The organism is Streptomyces sp. NPDC059679 (genome assembly GCF_042734105.1).
In the GTDB taxonomy this organism is placed as follows: Bacteria; Actinomycetota; Actinomycetes; order Streptomycetales; family Streptomycetaceae; genus Streptomyces.
On record NZ_JBHWES010000016.1, the window covers coordinates 1 to 24,666 of the forward strand.

A 24,666-nucleotide genomic window follows, 5' to 3' on the forward strand; every position below is an offset into this window, starting at 1 on the left:
TAGACGAACAGCAACAGCAGCATGATCGGCGTCAGCAGCAGGTTCAGCGTCAGCGACGGGTAGCGCCGGGCGTGCAGGAGGTTGCGGCGCAGCATGATGGTGGAGTCGCGGACGGTGAGGGCGAGGGAGCTCATCGGGCGTTCTCCTTGGGCTGGTTGGGGACGTCGGCGCTGTCGGTGAGGGCGAAGAAGACGTCGTCGAGGTCGGGGGTGTGGACGGTGAGTTCGTCGGCTTCGATGCCGGCGGTGTCGAGCCGGTCGAGGATGGAGCGCAGTTCGCGCTGGCTGCCGTCGCTGGGGATCTGCAGGGACAGGGCTTCGTCGTCGCGGGTGGCCTCGCGCAGTGTGGTGGCGGCGTTGCGGTAGGCGGCGGGGTCGGTGAAGCGGAGTCGTATGTGTCCGCCGGGGATCAGCCGCTTCAGTTCGTCGGCGGTGCCTTCGGCGGCGATTTTGCCGTTGTTGAGCAGGGCGATGCGGTCGGCGAGTTCGTCGGCTTCGTCGAGGTATTGGGTGGTGAGGAAGACGGTGACGCCGCCGGTGACGAGTTCGCGGATGATCTGCCACATGTTGTGCCGTGAGCGTGGGTCGAGGCCGGTGGTGGGTTCGTCGAGGAAGATGATGCGCGGGTTGCCGACCAGGGTCATGGCGATGTCGAGGCGGCGTTTCATGCCGCCGGAGTAGGTGGAGGCGGGCTTCTTCGCGGCCTCGGTGAGGTCGAAGCGCTCCAGCAGCTCGGCCGTGACCTGCCGCCCTTCGCGTTTGGAGAGGTGGTGCAGGTCGGCCATGAGGAGCATGTTCTCCTCGCCGGTGATCAGCCCGTCCACGGCGGAGAACTGCCCGGTCACCCCGATCGCGGCACGTACCCCGTCCGGTGAGGTGGCGATGTCGTGGCCGGCGACCCGGGCCTGTCCGCCGTCGGCGGTGATGAGAGTGGAGAGGATCTTCACGGCGGTGGTCTTGCCGGCGCCGTTCGGGCCGAGCAGCGCGAACACCGAGCCGGCGGGGATGTGCAGATCGATGCCGTCGAGGACGGTCTTGTCGCCGTAGGACTTGCGCAGGCCGACGGTGGAGATGGCGGCCGGCGGCTGCGTACTGTCGCCGCGATTGGACGTGGGCATGACAGAAGACGGCATAGGGCCCTCCTGTGAGAAGGATGAAGTAGGTGGGGGTGGGGGTGTGCGTGTGGTTCTGCTGGGGGGTCAGGCTTGGGCGCGGCGGATGTCGATGTTGCCGTGGCGGGTGCGGGCGCGGACCTCGACGGTGTCCTGGGCCTTGTCCGGGCTCTCGGACGCGGCGAGCGTGTTGCGGACCTGGCCGGAGCCGGAGTTGGCGTCGAGCCAGGCGGCGGTGCCCTGGCGGATGCCGACCTCGATGGAGCCGTGGGAGGTTTCGAGCTGGATGGTGCCGCGGGCGACTTCGGCGACGCGCAGGGTGCCGTGGGCGGTGGTGGCGGTCACCGAGCTTTCGGCGCGGTCGATGCTGATGTCGCCGTGGGAGCCGCTGACGCGCAGGTCGCCGGTGGCGGCGCCGATGGTGGTGGTGCCGTGGGAGTTCTTCAATACGGCGGAGCCGTCGATGCTGCCGACGCGCAGGCTGCCGGAGCTGGTGGTGATCTCGGCGGTGCCCTCGATGCGGTCGACGGTGATCGAGCCGTGGGAGGCGGTCAGCTGGAGCGGGCCGGTGGCTCCGAGGCGGACGTCGCCGGCCGAGGTCTTGACCCGGACCTCGCCGAGTTGGCCGTCGCCGAACACCTGGGTCCAGGCGCCGGTCATGTCGATCCGGGAGCCGGTGGGCAGTTCGACGGTGACATCGACGATGCCGGGGCGGCGGAGCGTGTTGCGTGCCTTGGGGGTCCGGAGGGTCAGGGTGCCGCTGGCGTAGGTGACCTGGGCCTGTTCGGCGGCCCGTACGTCCCGGTCCTGCTTGGGGTCGCGGGGCCGGACCTCGACGACGGTCTCGGGGCGGTCGGCGGCGATGAACTGGATGGAACCGGCCTCCACGTGGGCGGTGACAAAGATCGCGTCGGGAGTGTCGAAAGAAGGCATGGCTGTACCGTCCTCTTGGGTCCTGGGGGCGTCCTCGCAGGTGGGACGCGGTGTGGGCGAAGTGGCGTGAGTGAAGTGGCGCGGGTGTGGTTAGCGCACCCAGCCGGTGAAGCTCTGTCCGAGGCTCTGGGTCTTCTGTGCCGTACGCGGTGCGGTGCCGCCCTCGACCGCGGCCGAGACGGCGCGTACGAGCCAGGCGTTGACCGACAGGCCCTCGCGGGTGGCGGCTTCCTCGGCGCGGGTCTTGAGGTGGGCGGGCAGGCGCAGGTTGACGCGGGCGGTGCCGCCCTCGTCGCCCTCGGCGGGGGCCGGGGGCCTGAGGGGTTCGACGGGCGCGGTCGGCTGTGCGGGGGCGCCGCTGTCGGCGGGCGGCGGCGTCACCACGAAGTCGGGGTCGAGTCCGCGCAGCCGTAGGTCGACGGAGCCGGGGGCGAGTTCGCGGGTGATCTCGTCCATCGCGGCGGAGAGCACGTTGAGCATGGTCAGCCGGGTCGCCGACTCCAGGGGAGCGGTGAGCCGTTCGGCCAGCTCGCGGGCATCGTCCCCGCCGGCTTCGGCGGCCACCGCGAGTTCGCGGCGGAGGTTGTCGACATACGGGGTGAGGTCCATGACGTCATCATGGCATCACTTTGGCGCTATGTGCAAGCCTCGACGGCGCCCCGCGCGGATGAACTCAACGATGACCGCTCTGACCTGCGAAAACGTGCATGGATCGACCTGGGTCATCGTGGCGCCAAGCGTGCTCGCGACCATTTAGGAGCCTGGAATGGTGCCGGATGGCGCCGGATGGCGCCAAGCCGCGCCATCCGACGCCACATGACGCCATCGAAGGTCTAGGCGGCCGCTCGCCGGCCCAGTGCCGGGCCCAGCCTGGTGGCGATGTCGGTGAGGATCTGGACGTAGTCCTCGTACTCAAAGGTGAACGGCAGCGCGAACGCGACCTCGTCGATCTCCCGGAAGGCGGCGTGGGCGTAGAGCCGTTCGGCGATCTCGCTGGACGTTCCAACGAGGTCCGGCGCGAACATCAGGCGGGCCGGCCCCTGCGGGGTCGCCGTACGAGGCGTGCGCTCGCGGGCGTACGCCTCGTACTTGGCCCGCTGCTCCGGCCTGGCACTGTCGGTCGGGATGACGACCAGCCCCTGGGAGACGCGGGCGCGGTCGCCGTCGGGGTGGTGGGCGCGGAAGGTCCGGATGTGCGAGAGCTGGATCTCGGCGAAGTCCTCGGGCTCCCCCGACCCCTCCGCCTTGACGACGCTGCTGGTCAGGAAGTTCATCCCGTGCTCACCGGCCCACTGAGCCGACCGCAGACTGCCGCCGCCGTACCACAGACGGCGGCCCAGGCCGGGGGAGTGGGGCTGGACGCGGTCCGAGAAGGGCTCGAAGCCCTCGGTGCCGCTGAAGTCGGTGGCCGGTTCGCCCCGTACGAGGTCCAGCAGCCGCCGTACGCGCTCGAAGCTGAAGTCCTCGGCGTCGGCGGTGTCGGGGTAGAGCGCGTCTTTGACCCGCTCGTAGTGCATCGGCGGGCCGACGCTGACCCCCGGGTTGAGGCGACCGCCGGACAGGATGTCGACCGTCGCCAGGTCCTCGGCGAGGCGCAGCGGGTTCTCCCAGCCCAGGGGGGTGACCGCCGTGCCCAGCTCGATACGGCTGGTGCGCTGCGAGGCCGCGGCCAGGACGGCGACGGGGGAGGAGATGCCGTACTGCAGATGGCGGTGGCGCACCCAGGCGCTGTCGAAACCCAGCCGCTCGCCCAGTTCGATGATCTGGAGGGTCGACTCATGGCCCCGGCGGGGGTCGGCCTCGTCGAACAGCCCGATGGTCAAGAAGCCCAGCTTCCGCAACGGCTCCGAGGTCAGCGGCACGGGGCTCCTCCATCGTCCGCGGTGTGTTCTGCGTACACCGACACCGCCCGATTCTGGCAGGCGGTTGTTGCACGGGCCTGTCTAGAACGTGTCCGGGGACACGGCGGTCAGATCGGCGAGGAGCCGCAGGGCCTCCTCGGAGGGCGAGCCCGGCTCGGCGTTCATCACGGCCACCCGCTGCCCCTCGTCCTCAGGGAGCGCCAGCAACTCGCACATCAGCGTCATGGTGCCCACCACGGGATGGCGGTAGGTGCGAGCGGCGGTGCCGCAGTCGCCCACCGTATGCGCGGCCCACAGTTTGGCGAACTCCGCGCTCCCCACCGTCAGTTCGCCGATCAGTCCGGTCAGCGCGGGGTCGCCCGGGTAACGCCCGGCGATCAACCGCAGATCGGCGACGGTGGATCGGGCCTTACGGAGCCAGTCGGCGTACAGCTCGCGCGTATGAGGGTCGAGGAACAGCAGGCGGGCGATGTTGGGGCGCTCGGCCGGGCGGTTCGGCGCGTCGAAGTCGAGGTGTCCGGCCATCAGGGCATGCGCCATCCGGTTCCATGCGAGCACATCGCAGAAGCGCCCCATGACCAGCGCGGGCACATCCCCGAACGACTCGATCATCACGCGCACCCCCGGCCGCACCTGCTCCGGCCTGGCCGCCCGGCGGCGGGCCCTCGGCTTCGGCCGGGCCAGCGAGTACAGATGGGCGCGCTCGGCCTCGTCCAGCCGCAGCACACGGGCGACGGCGTCCAGCACGGCGTCCGAGGCGTTGGGGCTCTGCCCCTGTTCGAGCCGTGTGTAGTAGCCCGCGCTCACCCCCGCGAGCTGCGCCAGCTCCTCCCGCCGCAGCCCCGGCACCCGGCGCCGTCCCCCGTACGACGGAAGCCCCGCGTCCTCGGGCCGCAGCCGCGCCCGCCGCGACCGCAGGAACTCCCCCAGCTCCTCACGCGTGTCCATGCGTCCCAGTCTCGTGGACGCGCGCCCGCCGTGCCTGCACCTGCCAGGTGTAGTCACCACGGGTGTATCCCCGGCAGGGGGCTGGGTACGGCCCGCCGCCCGCCGCAGCCTGAGTGGGACCAGCGTCAGCGGAACGGACGGGACAACCAGTGAAGATTCTTGTGATCGGCGCGACGGGAACCATCGGCAGCGCGGTCGCCGACGCGTTGGCGGAGCGCCATGAGGTGCTGTGCGCCTCGCGCCGAGGCCCGGTACGGGTGGACATGGCGGACACCGCGTCGATCGACGCCCTGTTCGCGGGCCTCGGGGACGACCACCTCGACGCGGTGGTGTGCTGTGCCGCGAGCGGGGCCCTCACCCCGCTGGACGCTCCGTCGGACGAACGGTTCTGGAGCGGGCTCGACGGCAAGCTGATCGGCCAGGTGAACCTCGTGAGGCGAGCACTCGCCCACCTCCGCGACGGCGGCTCCATCACCCTCACCAGCGGACGCTTCACCGAACCCATCCCCGGCAGCTCGCTCGGCCACCTGGTCAACACGGGCCTGGAGGCGTTCGTGTACGCCGCCGCCACGGAGATGCCGCGCGGCATCCGCCTGAACGCGGTCAGCCCCGGCTGGGTCCGCGAAACCCTTCTCGCCCTGGACATGGACCCCTCCATCGGCACCCCGGCGGCGGATGTCGCCCGCGCCTACGCCGACGCGGTGGAGGGCGACGCCCACGGAAGGACGCTCACGGCCCGTCGGGGACCGGTCCCCGACCGCCTCCACTAGCGTCCGGCGCCATCGGCCCTGAGAAAGGAGACGGCATGGAGTCGGCGGCACTGATCGGCGTGGTTGTTGTTCTCATCGTGCTGGGCGGCTTCTTCGCCGCCCTACGCGGTCGCCGATCGCGGCCCGGACCCACGTATCTGCCCCTCCGCTCCACCGCTGCTCCCCCGGTCGACGAGGACACCCGCACCGACCAACTCCTGGACGAACTCGCCGTGATCGCCAGGACCCGGGGCTTCCTGAGCATGAAAGGGAGAGACCCGCGGACCCGGGAGATCGGTGCCGAACTCGACCGGATGAACGGCATGCAGAAGATGCGCGATGTGCATAGGGTGGTCGCCGCCGAGCTCGGTGGGGTTCGCGCGCGCGAGCTGGAGGCCGCGTGGGATGGCATCGGCAACTGGCGGGGCTAGCGAAGCGCGACAGCACGCGTGGCGGATCGAGAGCCGCGAGTACGCCCGGCACGAGCAGCGCCGTGGCCGTCGCTTCGCCTTCACCCACCTGGACCCGGCCCGTACCGCGCTTGTCGTCGTCGACATGGTGCCGTTCTTCGTGTCGCGGAATCCGTACTGCCGCGGCATCGTCCCCAACATCACCCGCCTCGCCGACACCCTTCGAGCGGCCGGCGGCACCGTCGCCTGGGTGCTGCCGGAAGTGCGCGAACGGTCCGCTGTGGCCGAGGAGTTCCACGGCCCCGAGGCCGCCAAGACGTACCGCACCGGGACGGATCCGTTTCCGCCCGCCGCGCCGCTGGACGGCATGCTCCGTCCGCCGAGTGCGGGCATCGTCTCGCGCCTTCGGCGCAAAGCGGCCAGCAGCGGGAAGGGGAGGGGGCGCCACAGGTTTCGTCGCCGTCGAGCCCAATGGGTCGTCACCGGTCGCCATCGGTCGGCGGGGCGGCGGGTGGTCGCTCGGAGCGGTGGGCGCCGGTCCGGTTGGGCTCTGCCCCACCCCTCTTAAATAATCGCTTGATGCAGTACTTGATGCAGAGCAAGTACTTTTTTGAGAGGGGGTGGGTGGAGGGCCCGAACCGGACCGGCGCCCACCGCCTCGGGCGGCCATCCGCCGTCCCCCGCCCGCCAGCCGGTGACGGCCCCTTGGGCCGGACGGCGACGATGCCCCGGCGCCCCCTCCCCTTCTCGCCGTTGGCCGCTGTGCGCCGAAGGCGCGAGATGATGCGCGCACGCGGCGTCCGGACCATGCCGTCCAGCGTTCGCCGGCCCGTTCGTCGCGCTCGCGCGCCCCCGGTCCAGCGCACCGTTGGGCTGACCGCCCGGCCGTCGCGCGGCAGCAGCTGCGGCGGAGCGCAGCGGAGCCTCTTTGAGCTCAGCCGCCCGCCGGGCCCAGGAATCGGGGCACCGGGTCGGCCGTCCCCCTTCCTCCTTCTCGCCGGCGCTTTGGACCCGGAGGGTCCGAGACGAAACCCGCACCCGCGTGAGCCGAATGCCGCGAGACGGCGCACAGGCGTCGGCGAAGCGCAGCGCAGCCAACCCGCAGCGCAGCGAAGCGAAGCTCACGCCGCAGCCCACGCGCAGCGCAGCTGAGCGTGGAAACGGCCTCGGCGGGTGTGACCTGGTTCCTCAGTCCCCCTTGGCGTCTTTCCCTGGTCACTGTCGTGTTAGCCGGACGTTAGTGGGGCGGCAGTGGTGCGGTAGTGGCGCCGGTCAGAGTTGTTGTCGTACCGAGCAGACCACGACACCGACCTCCCAGGGGGACCCGAAATGCGCTCCAACACCACTGCCCGCACCGCCCGCCGTCGCTCCTTCCGGGTCGCCGCCGCGGTCCTGACCGCAGCCGCTGCCCTGTCCCTGACGGCCTGCAACAACGACGACAAGGCCGCGGGCCAGGACAAGGCCTCGGCCGGGTCCAGCGGCTCATCGGGTTCCTCGAACGGTGCGCAGGGTTCGGACGAGAAGGGCAAGGAGGGCGGCGGCAGTGCGCACGCGGGCGCCGAGCGCTGCCGCACCGAGAACCTGGAGGCCGCGTTCGCCACGGGTGGGGACGCGCTCCCGGAGCCGGAGACGGGCGAGAACGGCGCGACGACCGCCACCATCGTCCTGATGAACAAGGGCACCAGCTCGTGCAGGATCGGCGGCTTCCCCGGTGTGGACCTGACCTCGATCAACGGCGGCGAGCGCTGGTCCCTGACCCGCTCCTCGCAGAAGTGGACCTCCGTGAACGTGGAGGCCGGCCAGCAAACCGAGTTCACTCTCAACCTCGCCTTCACCAAGGAGGAAGAGGGCTTCTACCAGCCGGCCTGGGTCGAGATCACCCCGCCCAACGAGACCAAGTCCCTCAAGATCGAGTGGCCCTGGGAGAACGAGAGCCTCGTCGACCAGCGCAGCGCCTCCCACCCCGCCACCTTCGTCAACCCCGTCGGCTGACCAGCTTGAGAGCCGTGCCACGAAAGTCCGCTACCTCGGTGCGTCACACCAGGGCAGCGGACTTTGGCGCGCTTCATGACCCGCGCCCTTAAGAGGGCAGCAGTTGCCTCCGCTTCCTTCGGCCCGTCAGAGGCCGTGGCCATCGGCGATGCGCCGCATCCTCGCGGGCGGTGGGCTGGACGGCTGGTTACGCGGCCGCGGCATTACCCACCACATCCGCCTGCAAGGGCATCGAACCCCGCGCCGACTGGGCCGCCACCGCTGGACCGTGGAGCGCACGATGTCCTGGCTCGCCGGCTGCCGACGACCGCACCGCCGATACGAACGCACGGCCGACCACTTCCTCGCCTTCGTCGGCGTCGCGAGCGCTTTGGTCCGCTATCGCCGGTGCGTTCCGACGGCAGTCAGGTAGGGCGATCAGCCCCTTGCGTTGCCCAGTTCCGCCATCGCGAATCTCGCCTCCCGGCGCACATCGGGGTCAGGGTGGGCAAGGAAGGGCTCGATGGGGCCTCGCGCACGCTCGTCATGAGTCGCCGACAGGCTGAACAGCACGTACTCCAGCAGCAGAGGTTCGAAGGCGGCGATATTGTCCGCCAGCGGTTCGACGACCGAGTAGGGGAGCTCGTACGGGACTCCCGCCTCAGCCACGGCGTGCAGGGCGGACTCCCGCACCGCGTGGTCCCCGGCGGTCACCGCCATCTGGACAAGCCATCCGAGGACTTGCTCGGCTTCAGCACGTTGCAAACAGGCCGACTCCAGCAGGTCGCCCAGGTCGTCAGCCCAGACCTCGCGCTGGCGTGCGTCTGTGCTGTCGAGGCGCAAGACCTCCTCCGCGCTGGACCGAAGTTCCTGCCACTTGAGGTACTGGACGGCGGTCATTGCCGCTGAGCGGACCCTTGGACGTGGGTCTCGAACGGCACCCTCGATCATCTCGACAACTCGTGCGTCCGGTGGCTGGCCGCGACTCGGCATGGCGGGACACTACAGGTGCGCCCGCCTCAAGCCGCGATGTCGAACGCGTCGCGATGCGGGGTGAGTTCGAACCACAGGAGCTTTCCGCTGATGCCGAAGAGGTCGTCGGCGAGTGGGTAGCCGCCCCAGTTGTCCGCGCAGAGCCGGACGATGAGCAGGCCACGGCCGTGCGTGTCGTCCACCTTGGCGGCGGCTTCGGTGAGGGCGGTGAAGGGTCGAGACGGCCGGGCGGGTTGTCGAAGGGCGCGGGGATGAGCGGATTGGTGTCCCAGATGCTGACCCGGAGGCGGTTCTCGCAGAGGTGGCGGAGACGGAGTTGGGCGGGGCCGTCGGAGTGGCGGAGTGCGTTGCTCACCATCTCGCTGGTGAGCAGTTCGGCGGTCTCGGTCAGCTCGGCCATGCCGTGGCCGGACAGGACCGCCCGGAGAGTGACCCGCGCGATCCGGGCGGCCCTCGGGTCGTTGGGGAGACGGAGGGTGTACGTCCAGGGCTGATCGGCGTCGTCCGATGGCCCGGGGTCGGGGTTCTGTGGCGATACGGTTGCCATGCGAGTCTCCCGCTGGTTCGGGTGGAGTTGAGCGGCTTGGCTCACACGGTAGAGCAGTTGGTGGTAGATCTAGCCGGAGTTCGGCGAGACAGCTCTTGATTGAACCCGTGTGGGTTACGAGGGGGACTAATGGCGACGACCAATAACCCGACGCTCAAACCGCGACGACTTGGGGTTGAGCTGCGCAAGCTTCGTGAGCGTGCTGGCCTGTCCTCAACTGCGGCAGCGGCCCTCATCGGTGTGCCGCAGGCTCGGGTGAGCATGATCGAGGCTGGCCGGTACGCGGTGAGCGGCGGCCGAGTACGGGCGATGGCCCGTAGCTACGCCTGTGCTGATGATGAACTGGTGGATGCTCTGGCAGACATGACCGGTGGACGAACCCGGGGCTGGTGGGACGAGTACCGGGAGTATCTCCCGGCGAGCTTCGCGGACATGGCCGAGCTGGAGCATCAGGCTCGGGGGCTGCGAGTGGCGCTGGTCATCCACATCCCAGGCTTGCTCCAGACCGTGGACCACGCCCGCGCGGTGATTCGGGAGGCGGCTCCGCCGCTGAGGGCATACGAGGTGGAACACCGGCTGTCCCACCGAATGAAGCGGCAGGCCATCCTCTACGGCGACGATCCCGCGTCGTACACCGCCGTTATCCACGAGGCCGCTCTGCGGATGGAGTTTGGCGGAGTGAGCACAGTCCGAGCGCAGCTCGAACACCTCATCACGATGGGCGAGATGGACAACGTCACCATCCGGGTGATTCCGTTTGGCGGCGGTACCTTCCCTGGAACAGGACAGTCATTCGATTATGTCCTTGGAGCTGTGCCGCAGCTTGACACAGTGCAGCTCGACTCGGCTCAGGGAACCCAGTTCATGGACGCTGAGGCTGAGTTGGCAAAGTACCGGGCTGTCTTGGAACGGATGGAGGCGACGGCGCTCACGTCGGCCGAGTCGCGGGACTTCATCCACGACATCATGCGCAGCATGTGAAAGGTGAGAAACGTGTCCACGTATCAGTGGCGTAAGTCCTCCTACAGCGCGGACGCTGGCAACTGCGTGAACGTCGCCGCCGCCGACGGCAACGTCGCAATACGCGAGAGCGACGAGCCCGAGGCCATCCTGACCACGACACCCGCCGCTCTCCGCGCCTTCATACGCGGCACCAAGGCCGGCCGCCTGGACCACCTCGCGGCCACTCGATGCCCGTAACGTCACCCGTAAGGAACCCGTAACGTCACCCGGAAAGGGCCGCGCCAAACGACGCCTTGACCGCCTCGTACCCGAATGAGTCCGGGCCGAAGAGGATCGAACCGGTGCCGGTCAGACCGTCGCCACCGCCGTACAGCATGCTGACGGCTCCCGTCCCGCGCCACTTGCCGCGGGCACCCACCGCGAGGTCGGCCGTTCCGTCACCGTTGTAGTCGCCGGGGGCCATCGCCGAGCCGAACAGGTCGCCCGTCTCGGCGACGCCGACGACGCCCTTGGTGTCGAGCGACAGCGTCTGGGCCTTCGAGGCGGTCAGCCAGTTCGCGCTGCCGGGCACGACCGTGAGCGCCCCGGCGTTGGAGAAGCCGTCGCTGTCGTCCGCGCTGGGGTCGCCGATGAGCAGGTCGGCGTGGCCGTCGCCGTTGACGTCAGCGAGCCGGGCCGCGGTGCCCTGGTGGGGGCCGCCGTTCCACACCACGGCGCCCGCCGCGTCGAGGCCGCTCGCGGTGCCGGGGAAGGTGCGCAGCAGGTAGTCGTCGGGGCCGTCGGAGAAGCCGGTGTCGATGACGACGTCGTCCTTGCCGTCGCCGTTGATGTCACCGACCACGGCCCTGTAGTCGGCGAAGGGCAACCCAATGTTTCCTCCGAGCGGCGTGCTCTTCAGGCCCGTCCGGGAGCCCGGCAGCACGCCGAGGGTGCCTTCGTCGGCGGGGTCGTCGAAGTAGGCCACGGTGACGAGGTCGTCGTAGCCGTCGCCGTTGATGTCGCCGCTCGAGATGCCACGCGTTCCGGCGCCGCCGCCGGGCGGGGCGATCCGGGTGATCTTCGGGGTGGGCGTCGAGCGCAGGTTCTTCGCCCCGAGCACGACGTCGACCTTTGTGCCGTCGACGACGGCGAGGTCCTTCAGCCCGTCGTGGTTGTAGTCGCCCAGGGCCAGTCGGCCGCCGAAGCCCTGCCGCGCCGTGACGGTCGGTGCGTGGAACGCGATGGCCCTGGTGGACAGGCCGGTCGCGGAGCCGAAGACGACGGTCACCGAACCGGCGCCCTTGACGTCGCCGATGGCCTCGCCGCTCGCGCCGACGACCAGGTCCGCGTAGCCGTCGCCGTCCATGTCGCCCAGCGCGAGCGCGGATCCGAACCGGTCACCGGCCTCCGGTGTGCCCGGGACGCCGGTGGACGACTGGGTGAGCCCCTTGTGACGGCTGACCTGGATGCCGTTCTTGGTGCCGTACGTCAGGGCCACGTAACCGGCCTTGGCGTAGCCCTTGGTGGCGGCGTCGGGGGCCCCGACGGCGAGGTCGTCGTAGCCGTCGCCGTCCACGTCGGCGGCCTTGCCCGAACCCGCGGTGGCCGCCGCCGGGCTCATGGCGTCGCTGCCGCCGCCCGGGGCGCCCGTGTTCGCGGCGACGTGCGAGGTCCCTGCCAGCGCCACCCCCGTGACCACGGCGGTGACCACCGCCGTCACGGCACTTACGGACAGCAAGCGTCTACGCATACCCGTTCCCTCTTCCGGTGGTTCGTCGTCTCGCTGGGGGAGACCAACGAGAAGGTGGAATGGTTGGGGCGACGCGGAATCCGGAAGGTGAACGCCGCCTGAAGCACCGCGGCCCGGCTCCAACGGAAATCCGCTGGGGCCGGGCCGCGTCCGTGGCGCTCAGCGCAGACGGCTCATTTCACGATCTTGATACGGTCCGCCGCCGGCGGAGCCAGGGGCGAGGTGGCCGAGGAGTGGGCGCCCAGGTAGGCCGTGAAGGCGTCCAGGTCGGACTGGCCGACCAGCTTGTTCTTGCCGTCCTTGAAGGCGGGGAAGCCGTCGCCGCCGCCCGCGAGGAATTCGTTCATCGCGACGCGGTAGGTCTTGGCCGGGTCGATGGCCTCGCCGTTCAGCTTCACCGAGTCGGCGACGACGCGGTCGGCGCCGGTCTTGGTGAGGTCGAGGGTGTAGGTGAGGCCCTTGGAGACCTGGAGGATCTTCGGGGATGCCTCGTTCGAGCCGCTGACCTGCTGCTTCAGGGCGGTGATGAGCTGGGCGCCGGTGAGGTCGATGACGTTCAGCATGTTGGTGAAGGGCTGCACGGTGAATGCCTCGCCGTACGTCACGACACCATCGCCCTCGCTGCCGGACGCCGCGTAGGCGAGGTCGGAGCGGATGCCGCCGGGGTTCATGAGGGCGAGCTGGGCGCCGCCCTTGTCGGCGGGGGAGAGCGCTTCGAGCTGGGCGTCGGTGATGACATCGCCGAGCGGTGACTCGTAACCAGTGGAGCCGCGGCCGGGGATCTCGGCGGAGACGTAGCCGATGGGCCGGTTGGCGACCGGTGCGGCCAGCTTGTTCCAGCGGCCGATGAGGGCGGTCATATCGGCGGCCTTGGGCTGCTGCCGGTCGACGACGTGGTTGGCCGACTTCACCTTCGTACGGACGACGTCGCCGGTGCGGCGGTCGTAGGTGAGGGTGGTGTCGGTGTAGAGGCGGCCGAAGGAGGCGGCGGAGGTCACGGTGCGCGGGGTGCCGGAGGGGTCCGGGACGGTGCACGCGTAGGCCTGGTGGGTGTGGCCGGTGACCAGAGCGTCGACCTGCGGGGTGACCTTCTTGGCGATGTCGACGATCGGGCCGGAGATGCCGGCGCCCGGGCCGGAGCTGTCGCAGTCGTAGTTGTACGAGGAGGAGGCGGGCAGTCCGCCCTCGTGGATGAGTGCGACGATCGACTTGACGCCCTTGCGGTTGAGTTCCTTGGCGTACTTGTTGATCGTCTCGACCTCGTCGTGGAACTTCAGGCCCTTGACGCCCTCGGCGGTGACGATGTCCGGGGTGCCTTCGAGCGTGACGCCGATGAAACCGATCTTGACGCCGTTGCGCTGCCAGACGGTGTAGGGCTTGAGGATCGGCTTGCCGGTCTTCTCGTCGGTGACGTTCGCGGCGAGGTAGGGGAAGTCGGCGCCGGGGAAGGTCTTGCCGTCCTCGTAACAGCCGTCCTTGGGGTGGCAGCCGCCGTTCTGGATGCGCTCCAGCTCGGCGCGGCCCTCGTCGAACTCGTGGTTGCCGACGGCCGTGACGTCCAGGTCGAGCTTGTTGAGCGCTTCGACGGTCGGCTCGTCGTGGAAGAGGCCGGACAGCAGCGGGCTCGCGCCGATCATGTCGCCGCCGGCGGCGGTGATGGAGTACGGGTGGCCCTTGCGGGCGGTGCGCAGGGCGTTGGCGAGGTATTCGGCGCCGCCCGCAGGGACGGCCTTGGTGGTGCCGTCCGGCTGGGTCTCGGTGACGGTGCCGGAGGAGCCCTGCGGGGGCTCCAGGTTGCCATGGAGGTCGTTGAACGACAGCAGCTGCACATCGACGGTGCGGGCCGGGCGCGGCTTGGCGGAGTCGGTGGAGTCGGCGTTCGCGCCTGCCGGGCCCGCGGCGGACAGGACTCCGGCCGCCGCGGCCAGCACGGCCGCGGCGGCGGTCAACCGGCGGGCCGCGCGGTGCCGCCCAGGTGTCGCTGGCATGTGGTTCCCCTCTGTGAACCGTTCTGTGAACCGTGGTGGTTGTGCGCGGCAGCTTACGGTCAACGCGCGTAGCGGGGCAGGGGGATGGAGGTTACGAGCTCATTGCGCGCGGGCGACCGGAGGAGAGCGGGCGTCCGGTGCGGCGACCGGTGCGGCGAGCGAACGAGACGCGTCGCCGAGGCGTCATCCGTTCGGCGGTATGGCAGGGACGTGGGGTGTGGGGGACGGTTCGGCGTGGGAGTGGGGGATCCGTCGGGCGAGTGACCCACGGATCAGGGGATGCGCGGCCGGCTGCCCGGCCAGGGCCTGGCCGTAGGCTCGGGAGCATGAATGACGTGCTGAACGAGGCGGCCGGCGCCCGCCGGATCGATGTCCTCGACGAGGTGACGCCCGCCATGGCGCAGGACGTGCTGCGGCTCGTGGCGGAGGCCGCGCGCACCGATGGTCAGCAGGCCGTGTCCGAGCAGGGGCGGCTGCAATTGCGCGGGCGGCGGGAAGGGGTGCGCCATCTGCTGCTGAGCGAGGAGCCGAGCGGGAAGCTCGTGGGGTACGCGCAGTTGGAGGACACCGACCCGGTGGAGGCCCCGGCCGCCGAGCTGGTCGTGCATCCGGCGCACCGGGGGCAGGGGCACGGCCGGGCGCTGGGCGTGACGCTGCTGCGCGAGTCCGGGAAGCGGCTGCGGGTGTGGGCGCACGGTGGGCACTCCTCGGCGCGCCATCTCGCGCAGGTGCTGGGGCTGACGCTGTTCCGGGAGCTGCGGCAGATGCGCCGGCCGCTGGGGCCGCCGGCGACGCTGGATATCCCCGAGCCGGTGCTGCCGGAGGGCGTGACCGTACGGACCTTCCGGCCGGGCGAGGACGAGGCCGCCTGGCTGGCGGCGAACGCGGCGGCCTTCGCGCACCACCCCGAGCAGGGCTCGCTGACCCTGCGCGATCTGGAGGACCGGATGGGGGAGCCGTGGTTCGACCCCGAGGGCTTCTTCCTGGCCGAGCGGGGCGGGGAGATCGTCGGGTTCCACTGGACCAAGGTGCATGCGCAGGAGCGGCTGGGCGAGGTGTATGTGGTGGGGGTGCGGCCCGAGGCGCAGGGCGGCGGGCTCGGCCGGTCGCTGACCGCGATCGGGCTGCGGCACCTCGCGGGGCGGGGGCTGCCGACGGCGATGCTGTACGTCGACGCCGACAACTACCCCGCCGTCGCCGTTTACGGTCGGCAGGGCTTTACGACGTACGAGACCGATCTCATGTACCGCACGGAGACCTGAGCCCGGGGGAGGGGCCTGGGCGCCTGGGGGTCTGGGGCCCGCCTGTGGGACGGTGGGCGGCGGAACGGCGGCCGGGGCGGGGCTCCAGGTCGCCTGCGGGATGGATCGCGATTTCCTACGCGCCATGTCTCCGTTACCGGCGATTCAAACTCGGTTGCAAACATCGCTGAATGCAGCCCGCCGTGCCGCCCACCTCGAACCGGAGGTTCCGTGCCGCTTCAGCACAGGCTTCCGGTAAGCCGTTCCCGCCTTCGGCGCGGAACAATGAGGACATGAACCACTCCAGCGGTCAGGCCCCCGCCCACGCGCAGCCCCACCCGCAGCAGCCTCAGCCTCAGCCCTCGGTCGGCTCCATCGCGGCCCACCGGCCGCATGCTGTCGCCGCGCCGCCTGTCCGGAATCTCGACCCCGACCTCGACGGCGACCTGGACACGTACGAGGTCGACACCCTGGACGCGGAGGGGGAGGCGCTGCCCCAGGGGCGGTTCCTCGACCGTGAGCGCAGCTGGCTGGCGTTCAACGAGCGGGTGCTCGAGCTGGCCGAGGACCCGAACACGCCGCTGCTGGAGCGGGCGAACTTCCTCGCGATCTTCGCGAGCAACCTGGACGAGTTCTTCATGGTGCGGGTCGCCGGCCTCAAGCGGCGCATCGCGACCGGAGTCGCCACCCGCTCCGCCTCCGGGCTGCAGCCCCGTGAGGTGCTGGAGCTGATCTGGAACCGGTCGCGGGAGCTCATGGCCCGGCACGCGGCCTGCTTCCAGCAGGACGTCTCGCCCGCACTGGCTGAAGAGGGCATCCATCTGATCCGCTGGCCGGATCTCACGGAGGACGAGCAGTCCCGCCTCTTCACGCTCTTCCGCCAGCAGATCTTCCCGGTCCTGACGCCCCTGGCGGTGGACCCGGCACACCCCTTCCCGTATATCTCCGGGCTCTCCCTCAACCTCGCGGTCGTGGTGCGCAACCCGGTCAGCGGCCATGATCACTTCGCGCGTGTGAAGGTCCCGCCGCTGCTCTCCCGGTTCCTGGAGGCGTCGCCGCAGCGGTACGTACCGCTGGAGGACGTGATCGCGGCGCACCTGGAGGAGCTGTTCCCCGGCATGGAGGTGCTGGCGCACCACATGTTCCGGGTGACCCGCAACGAGGACCTGGAGGTCGAGGAGGACGACGCGGAGAACCTGCTCCAGGCCCTGGAGAAGGAGCTGCTGCGGCGCCGCTTCGGGCCCCCGGTGCGGCTGGAGGTCGAGGAGTCCATCGACCCGTACGTGCTCGACCTGCTGGTGCGCGAGCTGAAGGTCTCCGAGGCCGAGGTCTATCCGCTGCCGGGGCCGCTGGACCTCACCGGGCTCTTCGGCATAGCGGCGCTGGACCGGCCGGAGCTGAAGTACCCGAAGTTCGTGGCCGGGACGCACCGGGACCTCGCCGAGGTCGAGTCCGCCTCCGCGCCGGACATCTTCGCCGCGATGCGCGAGCGGGACATACTGCTGCACCACCCGTACGACTCCTTCTCGACCTCCGTCCAGGCATTCCTGGAGCAGGCGGCGGCCGACCCCGACGTACTCGCGATCAAGCAGACGCTCTACCGGACCTCCGGCAAGTCGCCGATCGTCGACGCGTTGATCGACGCCGCCGAGGCCGGTAAGCAGGTGCTGGTCCTCGTCGAGATCAAGGCCCGCTTCGACGAACAGGCCAACATCAAGTGGGCGCGCAAGCTGGAGGAAGCCGGCTGCCACGTGGTCTACGGCCTGGTCGGCCTCAAGACCCACTGCAAGCTGTCGCTGGTGGTCCGCCAGGAGGGCGACACGCTGCGCCGCTACTGCCACGTCGGCACCGGCAACTACCACCCGAAGACGGCCCGGCTGTACGAGGACCTGGGGCTGCTGACCGCCGACCCGAAGGTCGGCACCGATCTGTCCGACCTGTTCAACCGGTTGAGCGGCTACTCCCGGCGGGAGAACTACCAGCGGCTGCTGGTCGCCCCCAGGTCGCTGCGCGACGGGCTGGTCAGCCGGATCAACCGCGAGATCACCCACCACAAGGCGGGGCGGCCCGCCTCCGTACGGATCAAGGTCAACTCGATGGTCGACGAGGCCATCGTCGACGCGCTGTACCGGGCCTCGCGGGCGGGTGTGCCGGTCGACGTCTGGGTGCGGGGCATCTGCGCGCTGCGGCCGGGGGTGCCGGGGCTCTCGGAGAACATCCGGGTCCGCTCGATCCTCGGCCGGTTCCTGGAACACTCGCGGGTCTTCGCGTTCGGGAACGGGGGAGAGCCCGAGGTGTGGCTCGGCAGCGCCGACATGATGCACCGCAATCTCGACCGCCGGATCGAGGCCCTGGTGCGGGTCACCGACCCGGGCCACCGCGCCTCTCTCAACCGTCTGCTGGAGTCCGGCATGTCCGACTCCACCTCCTCCTGGCACCTGGGCCCGGACGGCGAGTGGACGCGGCACGCAACGGATGCGGACGGACAACCGTTGCGGAACATACAGGAAACGCTCATAGACGCCCGGAGGCGACGGCGTGGTACAGCGACATGATCTGTCGTCGCCGGTCGGGGTTACGGGGGCCGGCCGGTCACACGGCGCTCCACCCGCCGCTGCCCTCGGCCCTGGGGGGTACGACACGATGACGGACGGTGTGATGGGGGCCGAAGCGGCGGCGGCCGGACCGGCGCTCGCGACGGCCACGGCGGGCGATGTGCTGTCGTGGTACTTGAACACACAGGCCGGGGACTTTCTGCGGAGCCTGCGGCAGCAGCGCGAGAGCGGAGCGGACGCCGAGGAGGCGGCCGAGGCCGCCCGGCTGCTGCGCCGCTGCGCGCGGCGGATCAGCGGCACGCTGTGGGTCTACCGGCCGATCACCGACACCGCGTGGGCGGATCAGCTGCGCACCGAACTGGTGTGGCTGTCCGGCACGCTCGCGCTGGAGCACGCCTACGCGGCGCGCCTGACCCGGCTGCGCGGCGCCCTGCACCGGCTCTCGGGCGCGGGCGCCCCGGCGGACCGGGCGACGGACGCGGCCACTGGCGTGGGCTCTGGTGCGGGTTCCGGTGCGGGTTCCGGTGCGGGCGGGGACGTTCGGGGGGACGTCCGGGCGGATGCCCGCGTGGATGCGGCGGCGGACGTACGGCGGGAAGCGCGGGCGGATGCGCGCGTGGACTCACGGGCGGAGGCGCGGCCGGATACGCGGGGCGATGTGGCGGCGGGGGACACCGCGGCGCAGCGCCCGTCCCGGGCCGCACGCCGCAGCGTCTCCCTGACGGCCGACGCCCCGCAGGACCCGCCAGGCCCGCGCGGGAGCGGTACCGCGAGCGGGGGTGCGGGGAGCGGGGGTGCGGCGAGCGCCGGACATGATGACGCCGAACGTGATGCTGTCCGTGACGGCGTGAAGGACACCGCCGACGGGGATGCGGCGGCCGGGCAGCGGGGCGACAGGGCGAAGCAGCAGCCGGGCGGCGGCGCCGGGCCGCGGTCGGGCGGCGGCGCGGACGAGGCCCGGGGCGGGGCGCTGACGGTCGGGGCCGCGCGGGCCGGGGCCCTCCTGGAGCGCCAGCTCACCCTCGCGCGGACCCGCGCGCACACCGCGGCCCTTCAGGTGCTCGGGTCCTCCCGGTTCCACGCGGTCGCCGACGCGGTCGCGCTGCTGGCCTCCGAGGTCCCCCTCGACGAGGCCGCCGCGGCCCGCCCCGCCGATCTGGCGCTGCCCCCGCTCGCGGAACTGGCCCACCGGCGGCTGGTCGAGTCGGTCGAGGCGCTGCCGCTGGGCCGGGCCGGGCATCCGTACAACGCGGAGGCGCTGATCCACGGCCTCGCCGCGACCTCCGCGGCCGACGCCCCGCCCGCCAGCGAGCGGCAGGACGCGCCCTGGGACCAGGTGCGGCGGCTGCTGCGACTGCGGCGTTACGCCCTGGAGGTGCTCGACGCGGGGCAGCGGCCGGACGGCACCGGGCCGGCGGAGGCCGACCCCGCCCTGTCCGTACGGCTGCTGGCCGCCGGGCAGGCGCTCGAACGGCACCGGGACGCGGCCGAGGCGGCGGCTGCCTCGGCCGCCGCGGCCCGGACCCCGCGGATCGCCCCCGCCACCGCCTATGCCCTCGGCGTGCTGCACGCCGACCAACGACACGAGGTCGAGGCCGCCCGCTTCGCCTTCGGGCGGATCTGGCAGCGGATCGCGGCCTCGGCCTCCTGACGGACTCCTTACGGACCGGAGCAAGAGGGGAGCCGGTGCATGGATGAGAAGTCGGTGATCCGCGCGGCGGGGTGCGTCCTGTGGCGGCGCTCCCCGCGCGACGGCGGACCGGAGATCGCGCTCGTGCACAGACCGCGTTACGACGACTGGTCGCATCCCAAAGGCAAGCTCAAGCGGGGCGAGGAGCCGCTGCAGGGCGCGGTGCGCGAGGTGCTGGAGGAGACCGGGGTGGTCTGTGTGCCGGGGGCCGCGCTGCCCACCGTGCGCTATCTGGCCAAGGGCCGCCCCAAGGAGGTCCGTTACTGGGCGGCGGAACCGGCCGGGGCCGACGGGGCCCATGGAACCGACGAGGACTTCGTGCCCAACAACGAGGTCGACCGGCTCGTATGGCTGCCGCCGGACGAGGCTTGCGAACGCCTGACCTATGAGCGGGACAGGGAACTGATCCGCCTGGCGCTCGCGGCTGTCGGCATCGAGGGCCGCGCTGGGTAACCTCCGTTGTCGCGACCATTAACGGGGAACACGGGGACTGGCATGGCCACTGACGGAGAGCACGGGCTGCGCGGAGACAGCGGGGGCAGCGGAGACAGCGGGGGCAGCGGAGACGAGGGAGCAGCCGATCCGGGCCGCATCGACCTCGCGGGCAGCGGCGCCGAACCCCTCGGCGCCGATGACCCGAGGCGTATCGGGGCGTTCCCGCTGATCGGCCGGCTCGGGGTCGGTGGCATGGGGCGGGTGTTTCTCGGCGTCGCGCCCGGCCGGTACGCCGCCGTGAAGCAGGTACTGCCCGGATACGCCGAAGACCCCGTCTTCCTGCGTCACTTCGGGCAGGAGCTGGACAATATGGGCCGTCTGCCGAGCGGCGTCGGCGCACCCGTGCTCGCCAGTGACCGCACGGCGAAGCCCCCGTGGTTCGCCACCGAGTACGTCCCCGGGCTCACCCTCTCCGATGCCGCCACCGCCCACGGCGGGCCCCTGCCCCCTGCCTCGCTGTGGGCGCTGCTGGCCGGGCTCGCCCGCGAGCTGGAAGCCGTCCACAAGCGGGACATGCTGCACCGCGACCTCAAGCCGTCCAACATCATGCTCACCGCCGACGGCGTCACTCTGATCGACTTCGGCATCGCCCGCGCCGCCGACCAGACCAAGGTGACCCGGACCGGCGACATCATCGGCACCCCCGAGTACATGGCGCCCGAACGCGCCACCAGCTCCAGTGAGTTGACGGTCGGGGCCGACATCTTCTCGCTCGGCTGCGTCCTCTCGTACGCCGCCACGGGCCGCCCTCCTTTCGGTACGGCCACCGAGGGCGACGCCAACATCCGCGTGCTCTACCGGGTGGTGCACGAGGAGCCCGAGCTCGACCGGCTGCGCGAGGTCGACGTCGAGCTGGCCGACGTGGTGGCGAGCTGCCTCGCGAAGGACCCTGCCGAGCGGCCCACGGCGGCGGAGCTGTCCGCGCTCGCGCGGGAGCGAGGGGGAGAGCAGCCCGCGCCATGGCCCGCGGCCGTGGCGCGGCGCATCGCCGAGCGGGCCGCCTTCGCGGCGACCGCCCCGGCGGAGATCCCCGCGGAGGTCCCGGCGGAGGTCCCGGCGGGGGTCCCGAACGCCGGGGAGGCGGAGCAACCCGGGCCCGCCACCCCACCGGCCGCCCCCGCCGCCCCTGGCGCCACTCCCGAGCCCCACAAGCCCCGCGAACGGGGCGTGCGCAGGCTGGTGTTGTTCGTCGTCGTCCCCGTCGTGACGACCGGGGCCGCCCTCTACGCCGTCCTCTCCCCGTACGTCGCAAGCTCCCAGGGAGCGGACGACCCGAGCCCGGCCCCTTCGGCCACCGCCACGGGCTCGGCGACCCCGGCCCCGTCCGGCGACAGCTCCAAGGCCCGGGACGGCAAGGACGGCAGGGACGGCAAGAAGGCAGGGGGGAAGGACGGGGGCGACAAGCCCGGCAAGGAGAGCTCCAGCCCGGCGAAGCGCCCCCGAGGCACGACGTCCGTCGGCTCCGGCTCCGGCAAAGGCACGGGCTCCGGGGGCGGCTCCGGCGGCGACTCGGGCGGTGGCGCACCATCCGCCACGAACAAGCCGGACGACCAGCCTCCGCCCAGCGGTTCCCTCCGGCCGAGCTCCGGCGCCCACCTGCGGAACGTCGGAGCCGAGGGTTGCCTCGGCGATCCGGGTGCCGGCTGGTACATGGCGATCCAGGCCTGCGGTTCCGAGAACGTGGTCGTGTGGAAGTTCGCCTCGACCGGCGGGGGAACGTACAACGTCGTCAACAAGAAGAACGGCTCCTGCCTCGACGGCCCCTATGTGCAGGTGTGCGGTGGCGGTACCGCCCAGCACTGGAAGATCGGAGCCTCCGGCCCCGGCGGCTCGTTGCTGCGGAACACCGACAACGGGCAGTGCCTGGAGGCGGACGGCTCCACCGTCAAGATGGCCGCGTGCAACGCCTCCAAGAAGGCCCAGCTCTGGAGCAACTAGTGCCGCATCAGGCAACGTTCGCCCTGTCGATGGCTACTCTGACGACGTGGCCGATGAAAAGGACAGTGGGAGCGGCTCGATCCGACGCCCCTCGTGGGACCCGGTAGTGTCCACCGTCGCGCTGGAACTGGTCGGCCTCGCTTTCTCCGGGTTGGTCGCTCTGGTGGGGTGGCCGTTCGGGTGGCTGCCCGACACCAGTCTCGTCGGCCTCGTGACGGGCCTGATCGCGATCGGGCCTGCGGCTGAGTTGTACCGCGGGGCGGGCCCGCCGCGTCGGCTTGCTGTTGTCGCCGCTCTCCTTGCGCTGGCAACGGTGAGACTGCTCGTGGCTGCAGCAGTGAACTGGGCCTTTCCTGCGCTGGCTGATCCGGGCGTCGGTATCCTCGTCGGCTACCTTGTTGCGTTACCCATCGGCGTGGCTGTGTTGGCTCGGTTCCTCATCAGGGCGAACGTTGCCTGATGCGGCACCAGTACTCAGGCGGCGCCCGGCCGCCGGCGACGCTGTGCCTTGTCGGCCAGGGCGGGCGGCGTGTAGTAGCTGTCGTCCCGGTTGAGGTCCGTACCCGGCGGGACGATCTCGTCGATGCGGTCCAGGACGTCCTCGCTCAGCTCCACGTCCACCCCCGCGAGCAGGTCCTCCAGCTGCTCCATGGTGCGCGGGCCGATGATCACCGAGGTGACGGCCGGGTGCGACCGTACGAACGCGAGCGCCAGATGCGGCAGCGAGAGCTTGGCGTCCGAGGCCAGCTCGGCCAGTCGGCCGACGGCCTCCAGCTTGCGCGCGTTCCCCGGCAGTGAGGGGTCGAACTTGTGCTGCTCCATGGCCGTACGGCCGCCGGTCAGATCGACGTCGGACGCCTTGGTGTAGCGGCCGGACAGCCAGCCCGCGGAGAGCGGGCCCCAGGTCAGCACGCCCATCCCGTACTTCTGGGCGGTCGGCAGCACGGCCGCCTCCACCGAGCGCGCCAGCATCGAGTACGGCGGCTGCTCGCTGCGGAAGCGGACGTGTCCGCGCCGTTCGGAGGTCCACTGGGCCTCCACGATCTGCTCCGCCGGGAAGGTGGACGAGCCCACGGCCCGTACCTTCCCCGCCCGGACGAGGTCCGACAGGACCGAAAGAGTCTCGTCGATATCGGTCGCCGGGTCGGGGCGGTGGATCTGGTACAGGTCGATGTAGTCGGTGCCGAGGCGGCGCAGGCTGTTCTCGATCTCGCGGGTGATCCAGCGCCGGGAGTTGCCGCCGTGGTTGGCGTCCGGGCCCATCGAGCCGTTGGCCTTGGTCGCGAGGACGACATCGTCACGGCGCCCCCTGAGCGCCTTGCCGACGATGTCCTCCGACTCGCCGCTGGAGTAGACGTCGGCGGTGTCGACGAAATTGATGCCCGCGTCCAGGGCGCGGTGGATGATCCGTACCGAGTCGTCGTGGTCCTGGTTGGCCCAGCTTCCGAACATCATCGTGCCCAGGGCGTATTCGCTGACCGAGATGCCGGTGCCGCCGAGGATTCTGCGCTTCATGGGGTCCGCCTTACGTGGATGCGGCCGCGGATGCGGTCTGCTGCGGTCTGTGGCTACAGCCTCGGATCCGGGCGATGGGGGGACCAGGCCCGGTTCAACCTGGGTCTGGCAGAACCACCCGGACGGGCCCCTTCCGGGTACCCCCGCGGATAATGGAGCGATGGGCGATGCGGAGCCGGAGATCAAGGCGTTCCTGAGGGCGCGGCGCGCGGCGCTCGGCCCCGCTGAGCTGGGGTTGCCCGAAGGGCTCGTACGGCGCCGGGTGCGGGGGCTGCGCCGCGAGGAGGTCGCGCAGCTGGCGGGGATCAGCGTCGACTACTACACCCGTATCGAGCAGGGCCGCGCCCCCGCCGTCTCGGACTCGGTGGTGGACGCCCTCGCGCGGGCGCTGCGGCTGACGCCGTCCGAGCACACGTATCTGCGCAACATCACGCTGCCCCGGCACGGACACGGACACGGACCTGGGCAGCAGCCGGATTCCGGTCCCCGGCCGCGCGTGCGGCCCGAGGTCCGGCTGTTGCTGGACGCCATGGACGAGTCCGTGCCCGCCTTCGTCTTCGGGCCCGGCGCGGACATCCTCGCCTGGAATCTGCTGGGCGGCCGGGTCTGCTTCGACCTCCCCGCGATCCCGGAGCGGGAGCGCAACGCCGCCATGTTGGTCTTCCTCCACCCGGACGCCAGGGCCCTGCACCCGGACTGGGACAAGGTCGCCGACGAGACGGTGGCGAGCCTGCGGGCGGAGACCGGACGCCACCCCGACCACCCCCGGGTGTGCCAGGTCGTCGAGGAACTGCTGCAGCGGAGTGAGGAGTTCCGGCGGCGGTGGGAGGCGCAGCTGGTGCGCGAGCGCACCAGCGGTACGAAGTGGATCCGGCACCCGGTGGTGGGGGATCTGACGCTGGCGTACGAGGCATTCGTGCTCCCCTCGGACCCCGGCCAGGTGCTGTGCACGTACGCGGTGGAGAAGGGCTCCCCGACCGCCGGGGCGCTGCGGACGCTGGCGCGGGCCACAGCAGTGGTTGCGTAGT

At 71.1% G+C, this 24,666-nt stretch carries 23 protein-coding genes and 2 pseudogenes; 14 read left to right on the forward strand and 11 right to left on the reverse strand.

Features of this window, described 5'->3' with window-relative positions:
* The 6 genes and pseudogenes from ACFV2X_RS18935 to ACFV2X_RS18960 form a co-directional block, all read right to left on the reverse strand.
* Positions 1–134: pseudogene (locus ACFV2X_RS18935) on the reverse strand (ABC transporter permease); the annotation flags it as partial.
* Positions 131–1,132: an ATP-binding cassette domain-containing protein gene (locus tag ACFV2X_RS18940; RefSeq protein ID WP_385617595.1), complete on the reverse strand. Its 1,002-nt coding sequence runs from the start codon at positions 1,130–1,132 to the stop codon at positions 131–133. The gene ACFV2X_RS18940 and the pseudogene ACFV2X_RS18935, both read right to left, overlap by 4 nt.
* A gap of 66 nt (positions 1,133–1,198) precedes the next feature.
* A complete protein-coding gene (locus tag ACFV2X_RS18945) occupies positions 1,199–2,044 on the reverse strand; it encodes a DUF4097 domain-containing protein (RefSeq protein ID WP_385617597.1) in 846 nt (281 codons plus the stop codon).
* Between the two features lie 90 nt (positions 2,045–2,134).
* The gene (locus ACFV2X_RS18950; protein ID WP_385617599.1) at positions 2,135–2,653 is read right to left on the reverse strand and encodes a hypothetical protein; all 519 of its coding nucleotides are present in this window, start codon (positions 2,651–2,653) and stop codon (positions 2,135–2,137) included.
* Between the two features lie 224 nt (positions 2,654–2,877).
* Positions 2,878–3,906 (reverse strand): LLM class flavin-dependent oxidoreductase, encoded by a 1,029-nt coding sequence (locus ACFV2X_RS18955; RefSeq protein WP_385617601.1) that lies wholly within the window; start codon positions 3,904–3,906, stop codon positions 2,878–2,880.
* A gap of 81 nt (positions 3,907–3,987) precedes the next feature.
* Positions 3,988–4,854, reverse strand: a complete 867-nt coding sequence (locus tag ACFV2X_RS18960) for a helix-turn-helix transcriptional regulator (protein WP_089514012.1) — start codon at positions 4,852–4,854, stop codon at positions 3,988–3,990.
* Between the two features lie 149 nt (positions 4,855–5,003).
* On the opposite strand from ACFV2X_RS18960, the gene ACFV2X_RS18965 reads away from it, so the two are divergent.
* From ACFV2X_RS18965 to ACFV2X_RS18985, 5 genes are all read left to right on the forward strand, one after another.
* Entirely contained in the window at positions 5,004–5,624 is a 621-nt protein-coding gene (locus tag ACFV2X_RS18965) for a short chain dehydrogenase (RefSeq protein WP_385617604.1), read from the forward strand.
* Positions 5,625–5,659: 35 nt separating this feature from the next.
* Positions 5,660–6,034, forward strand: a complete 375-nt coding sequence (locus tag ACFV2X_RS18970) for a hypothetical protein (protein WP_385617606.1) — start codon at positions 5,660–5,662, stop codon at positions 6,032–6,034.
* On the forward strand, positions 6,009–6,581 hold the full coding sequence (locus ACFV2X_RS18975; RefSeq protein ID WP_385617608.1) for a hypothetical protein: 573 nt from the start codon (positions 6,009–6,011) through the stop codon (positions 6,579–6,581). Before ACFV2X_RS18970 ends, ACFV2X_RS18975 begins: the two co-directional genes overlap by 26 nt.
* Positions 6,582–7,342: 761 nt before the next feature.
* Positions 7,343–8,005: a DUF4232 domain-containing protein gene (locus tag ACFV2X_RS18980; protein WP_385617610.1), complete on the forward strand. Its 663-nt coding sequence runs from the start codon at positions 7,343–7,345 to the stop codon at positions 8,003–8,005.
* Positions 8,006–8,153: 148 nt separating this feature from the next.
* Positions 8,154–8,417, forward strand: a complete 264-nt coding sequence (locus ACFV2X_RS18985; RefSeq protein WP_385617612.1) for a transposase — start codon at positions 8,154–8,156, stop codon at positions 8,415–8,417.
* A 5-nt stretch (positions 8,418–8,422) separates the two neighbouring features.
* Here the strand turns inward: ACFV2X_RS18985 and ACFV2X_RS18990 are convergent, their stop codons facing one another.
* On the reverse strand, positions 8,423–8,884 hold the full coding sequence (locus ACFV2X_RS18990) for a HEAT repeat domain-containing protein (protein ID WP_385617614.1): 462 nt from the start codon (positions 8,882–8,884) through the stop codon (positions 8,423–8,425).
* A 119-nt stretch (positions 8,885–9,003) separates the two neighbouring features.
* Positions 9,004–9,524 (reverse strand): annotated as a pseudogene (locus ACFV2X_RS18995) (ATP-binding protein).
* Positions 9,525–9,653: 129 nt separating this feature from the next.
* Here ACFV2X_RS18995 and ACFV2X_RS19000 point away from each other — a divergent pair.
* Both ACFV2X_RS19000 and ACFV2X_RS19005 read left to right on the forward strand, forming a co-directional pair.
* Positions 9,654–10,505, forward strand: coding sequence for a helix-turn-helix transcriptional regulator (locus ACFV2X_RS19000; RefSeq protein ID WP_385617616.1), 852 nt, complete (start codon positions 9,654–9,656; stop codon positions 10,503–10,505).
* A 12-nt stretch (positions 10,506–10,517) separates the two neighbouring features.
* Positions 10,518–10,724: a DUF397 domain-containing protein gene (locus tag ACFV2X_RS19005; protein ID WP_385617618.1), complete on the forward strand. Its 207-nt coding sequence runs from the start codon at positions 10,518–10,520 to the stop codon at positions 10,722–10,724.
* A 25-nt stretch (positions 10,725–10,749) separates the two neighbouring features.
* On the opposite strand, the gene ACFV2X_RS19010 is transcribed toward ACFV2X_RS19005, so the two are convergent.
* Positions 10,750–12,216: an FG-GAP-like repeat-containing protein gene (locus tag ACFV2X_RS19010; protein WP_385617620.1), complete on the reverse strand. Its 1,467-nt coding sequence runs from the start codon at positions 12,214–12,216 to the stop codon at positions 10,750–10,752.
* A gap of 173 nt (positions 12,217–12,389) precedes the next feature.
* Positions 12,390–14,204 (reverse strand): bifunctional metallophosphatase/5'-nucleotidase, encoded by a 1,815-nt coding sequence (locus ACFV2X_RS19015; RefSeq protein WP_385617621.1) that lies wholly within the window; start codon positions 14,202–14,204, stop codon positions 12,390–12,392.
* A 326-nt stretch (positions 14,205–14,530) separates the two neighbouring features.
* Here ACFV2X_RS19015 and mshD point away from each other — a divergent pair, with 326 nt between their 5' ends.
* The 6 genes from mshD (at position 14,531) to ACFV2X_RS19045 (ending at position 22,583) form a co-directional block, all read left to right on the forward strand.
* Positions 14,531–15,466 carry a mycothiol synthase gene (gene mshD, locus ACFV2X_RS19020; RefSeq protein WP_089508437.1) on the forward strand — a complete coding sequence of 312 codons (936 nt, stop codon included), beginning with the start codon at positions 14,531–14,533 and terminating at the stop codon, positions 15,464–15,466.
* 272 nt (positions 15,467–15,738) lie between these two features.
* A complete protein-coding gene (locus tag ACFV2X_RS19025; RefSeq protein ID WP_385617623.1) occupies positions 15,739–18,000 on the forward strand; it encodes an RNA degradosome polyphosphate kinase in 2,262 nt (753 codons plus the stop codon).
* Between the two features lie 88 nt (positions 18,001–18,088).
* The gene (locus tag ACFV2X_RS19030) at positions 18,089–19,651 is read left to right on the forward strand and encodes a hypothetical protein (RefSeq protein ID WP_385617625.1); all 1,563 of its coding nucleotides are present in this window, start codon (positions 18,089–18,091) and stop codon (positions 19,649–19,651) included.
* Positions 19,652–19,690: 39 nt separating this feature from the next.
* On the forward strand, positions 19,691–20,143 hold the full coding sequence (locus ACFV2X_RS19035; RefSeq protein WP_385617627.1) for an NUDIX hydrolase: 453 nt from the start codon (positions 19,691–19,693) through the stop codon (positions 20,141–20,143).
* A 42-nt stretch (positions 20,144–20,185) separates the two neighbouring features.
* Positions 20,186–22,123 (forward strand): protein kinase, encoded by a 1,938-nt coding sequence (locus ACFV2X_RS19040; RefSeq protein ID WP_385617629.1) that lies wholly within the window; start codon positions 20,186–20,188, stop codon positions 22,121–22,123.
* Between the two features lie 46 nt (positions 22,124–22,169).
* Entirely contained in the window at positions 22,170–22,583 is a 414-nt protein-coding gene (locus ACFV2X_RS19045) for a hypothetical protein (RefSeq protein ID WP_385617631.1), read from the forward strand.
* Between the two features lie 14 nt (positions 22,584–22,597).
* Here ACFV2X_RS19045 and ACFV2X_RS19050 read toward each other — a convergent pair whose 3' ends face one another.
* Entirely contained in the window at positions 22,598–23,638 is a 1,041-nt protein-coding gene (locus ACFV2X_RS19050; protein WP_385617633.1) for an aldo/keto reductase, read from the reverse strand.
* Positions 23,639–23,798: 160 nt separating this feature from the next.
* On the opposite strand from ACFV2X_RS19050, the gene ACFV2X_RS19055 reads away from it, so the two are divergent.
* Positions 23,799–24,665 carry a helix-turn-helix domain-containing protein gene (locus ACFV2X_RS19055; protein ID WP_385617635.1) on the forward strand — a complete coding sequence of 289 codons (867 nt, stop codon included), beginning with the start codon at positions 23,799–23,801 and terminating at the stop codon, positions 24,663–24,665.
* Position 24,666: the final 1 nt, after the last annotated feature.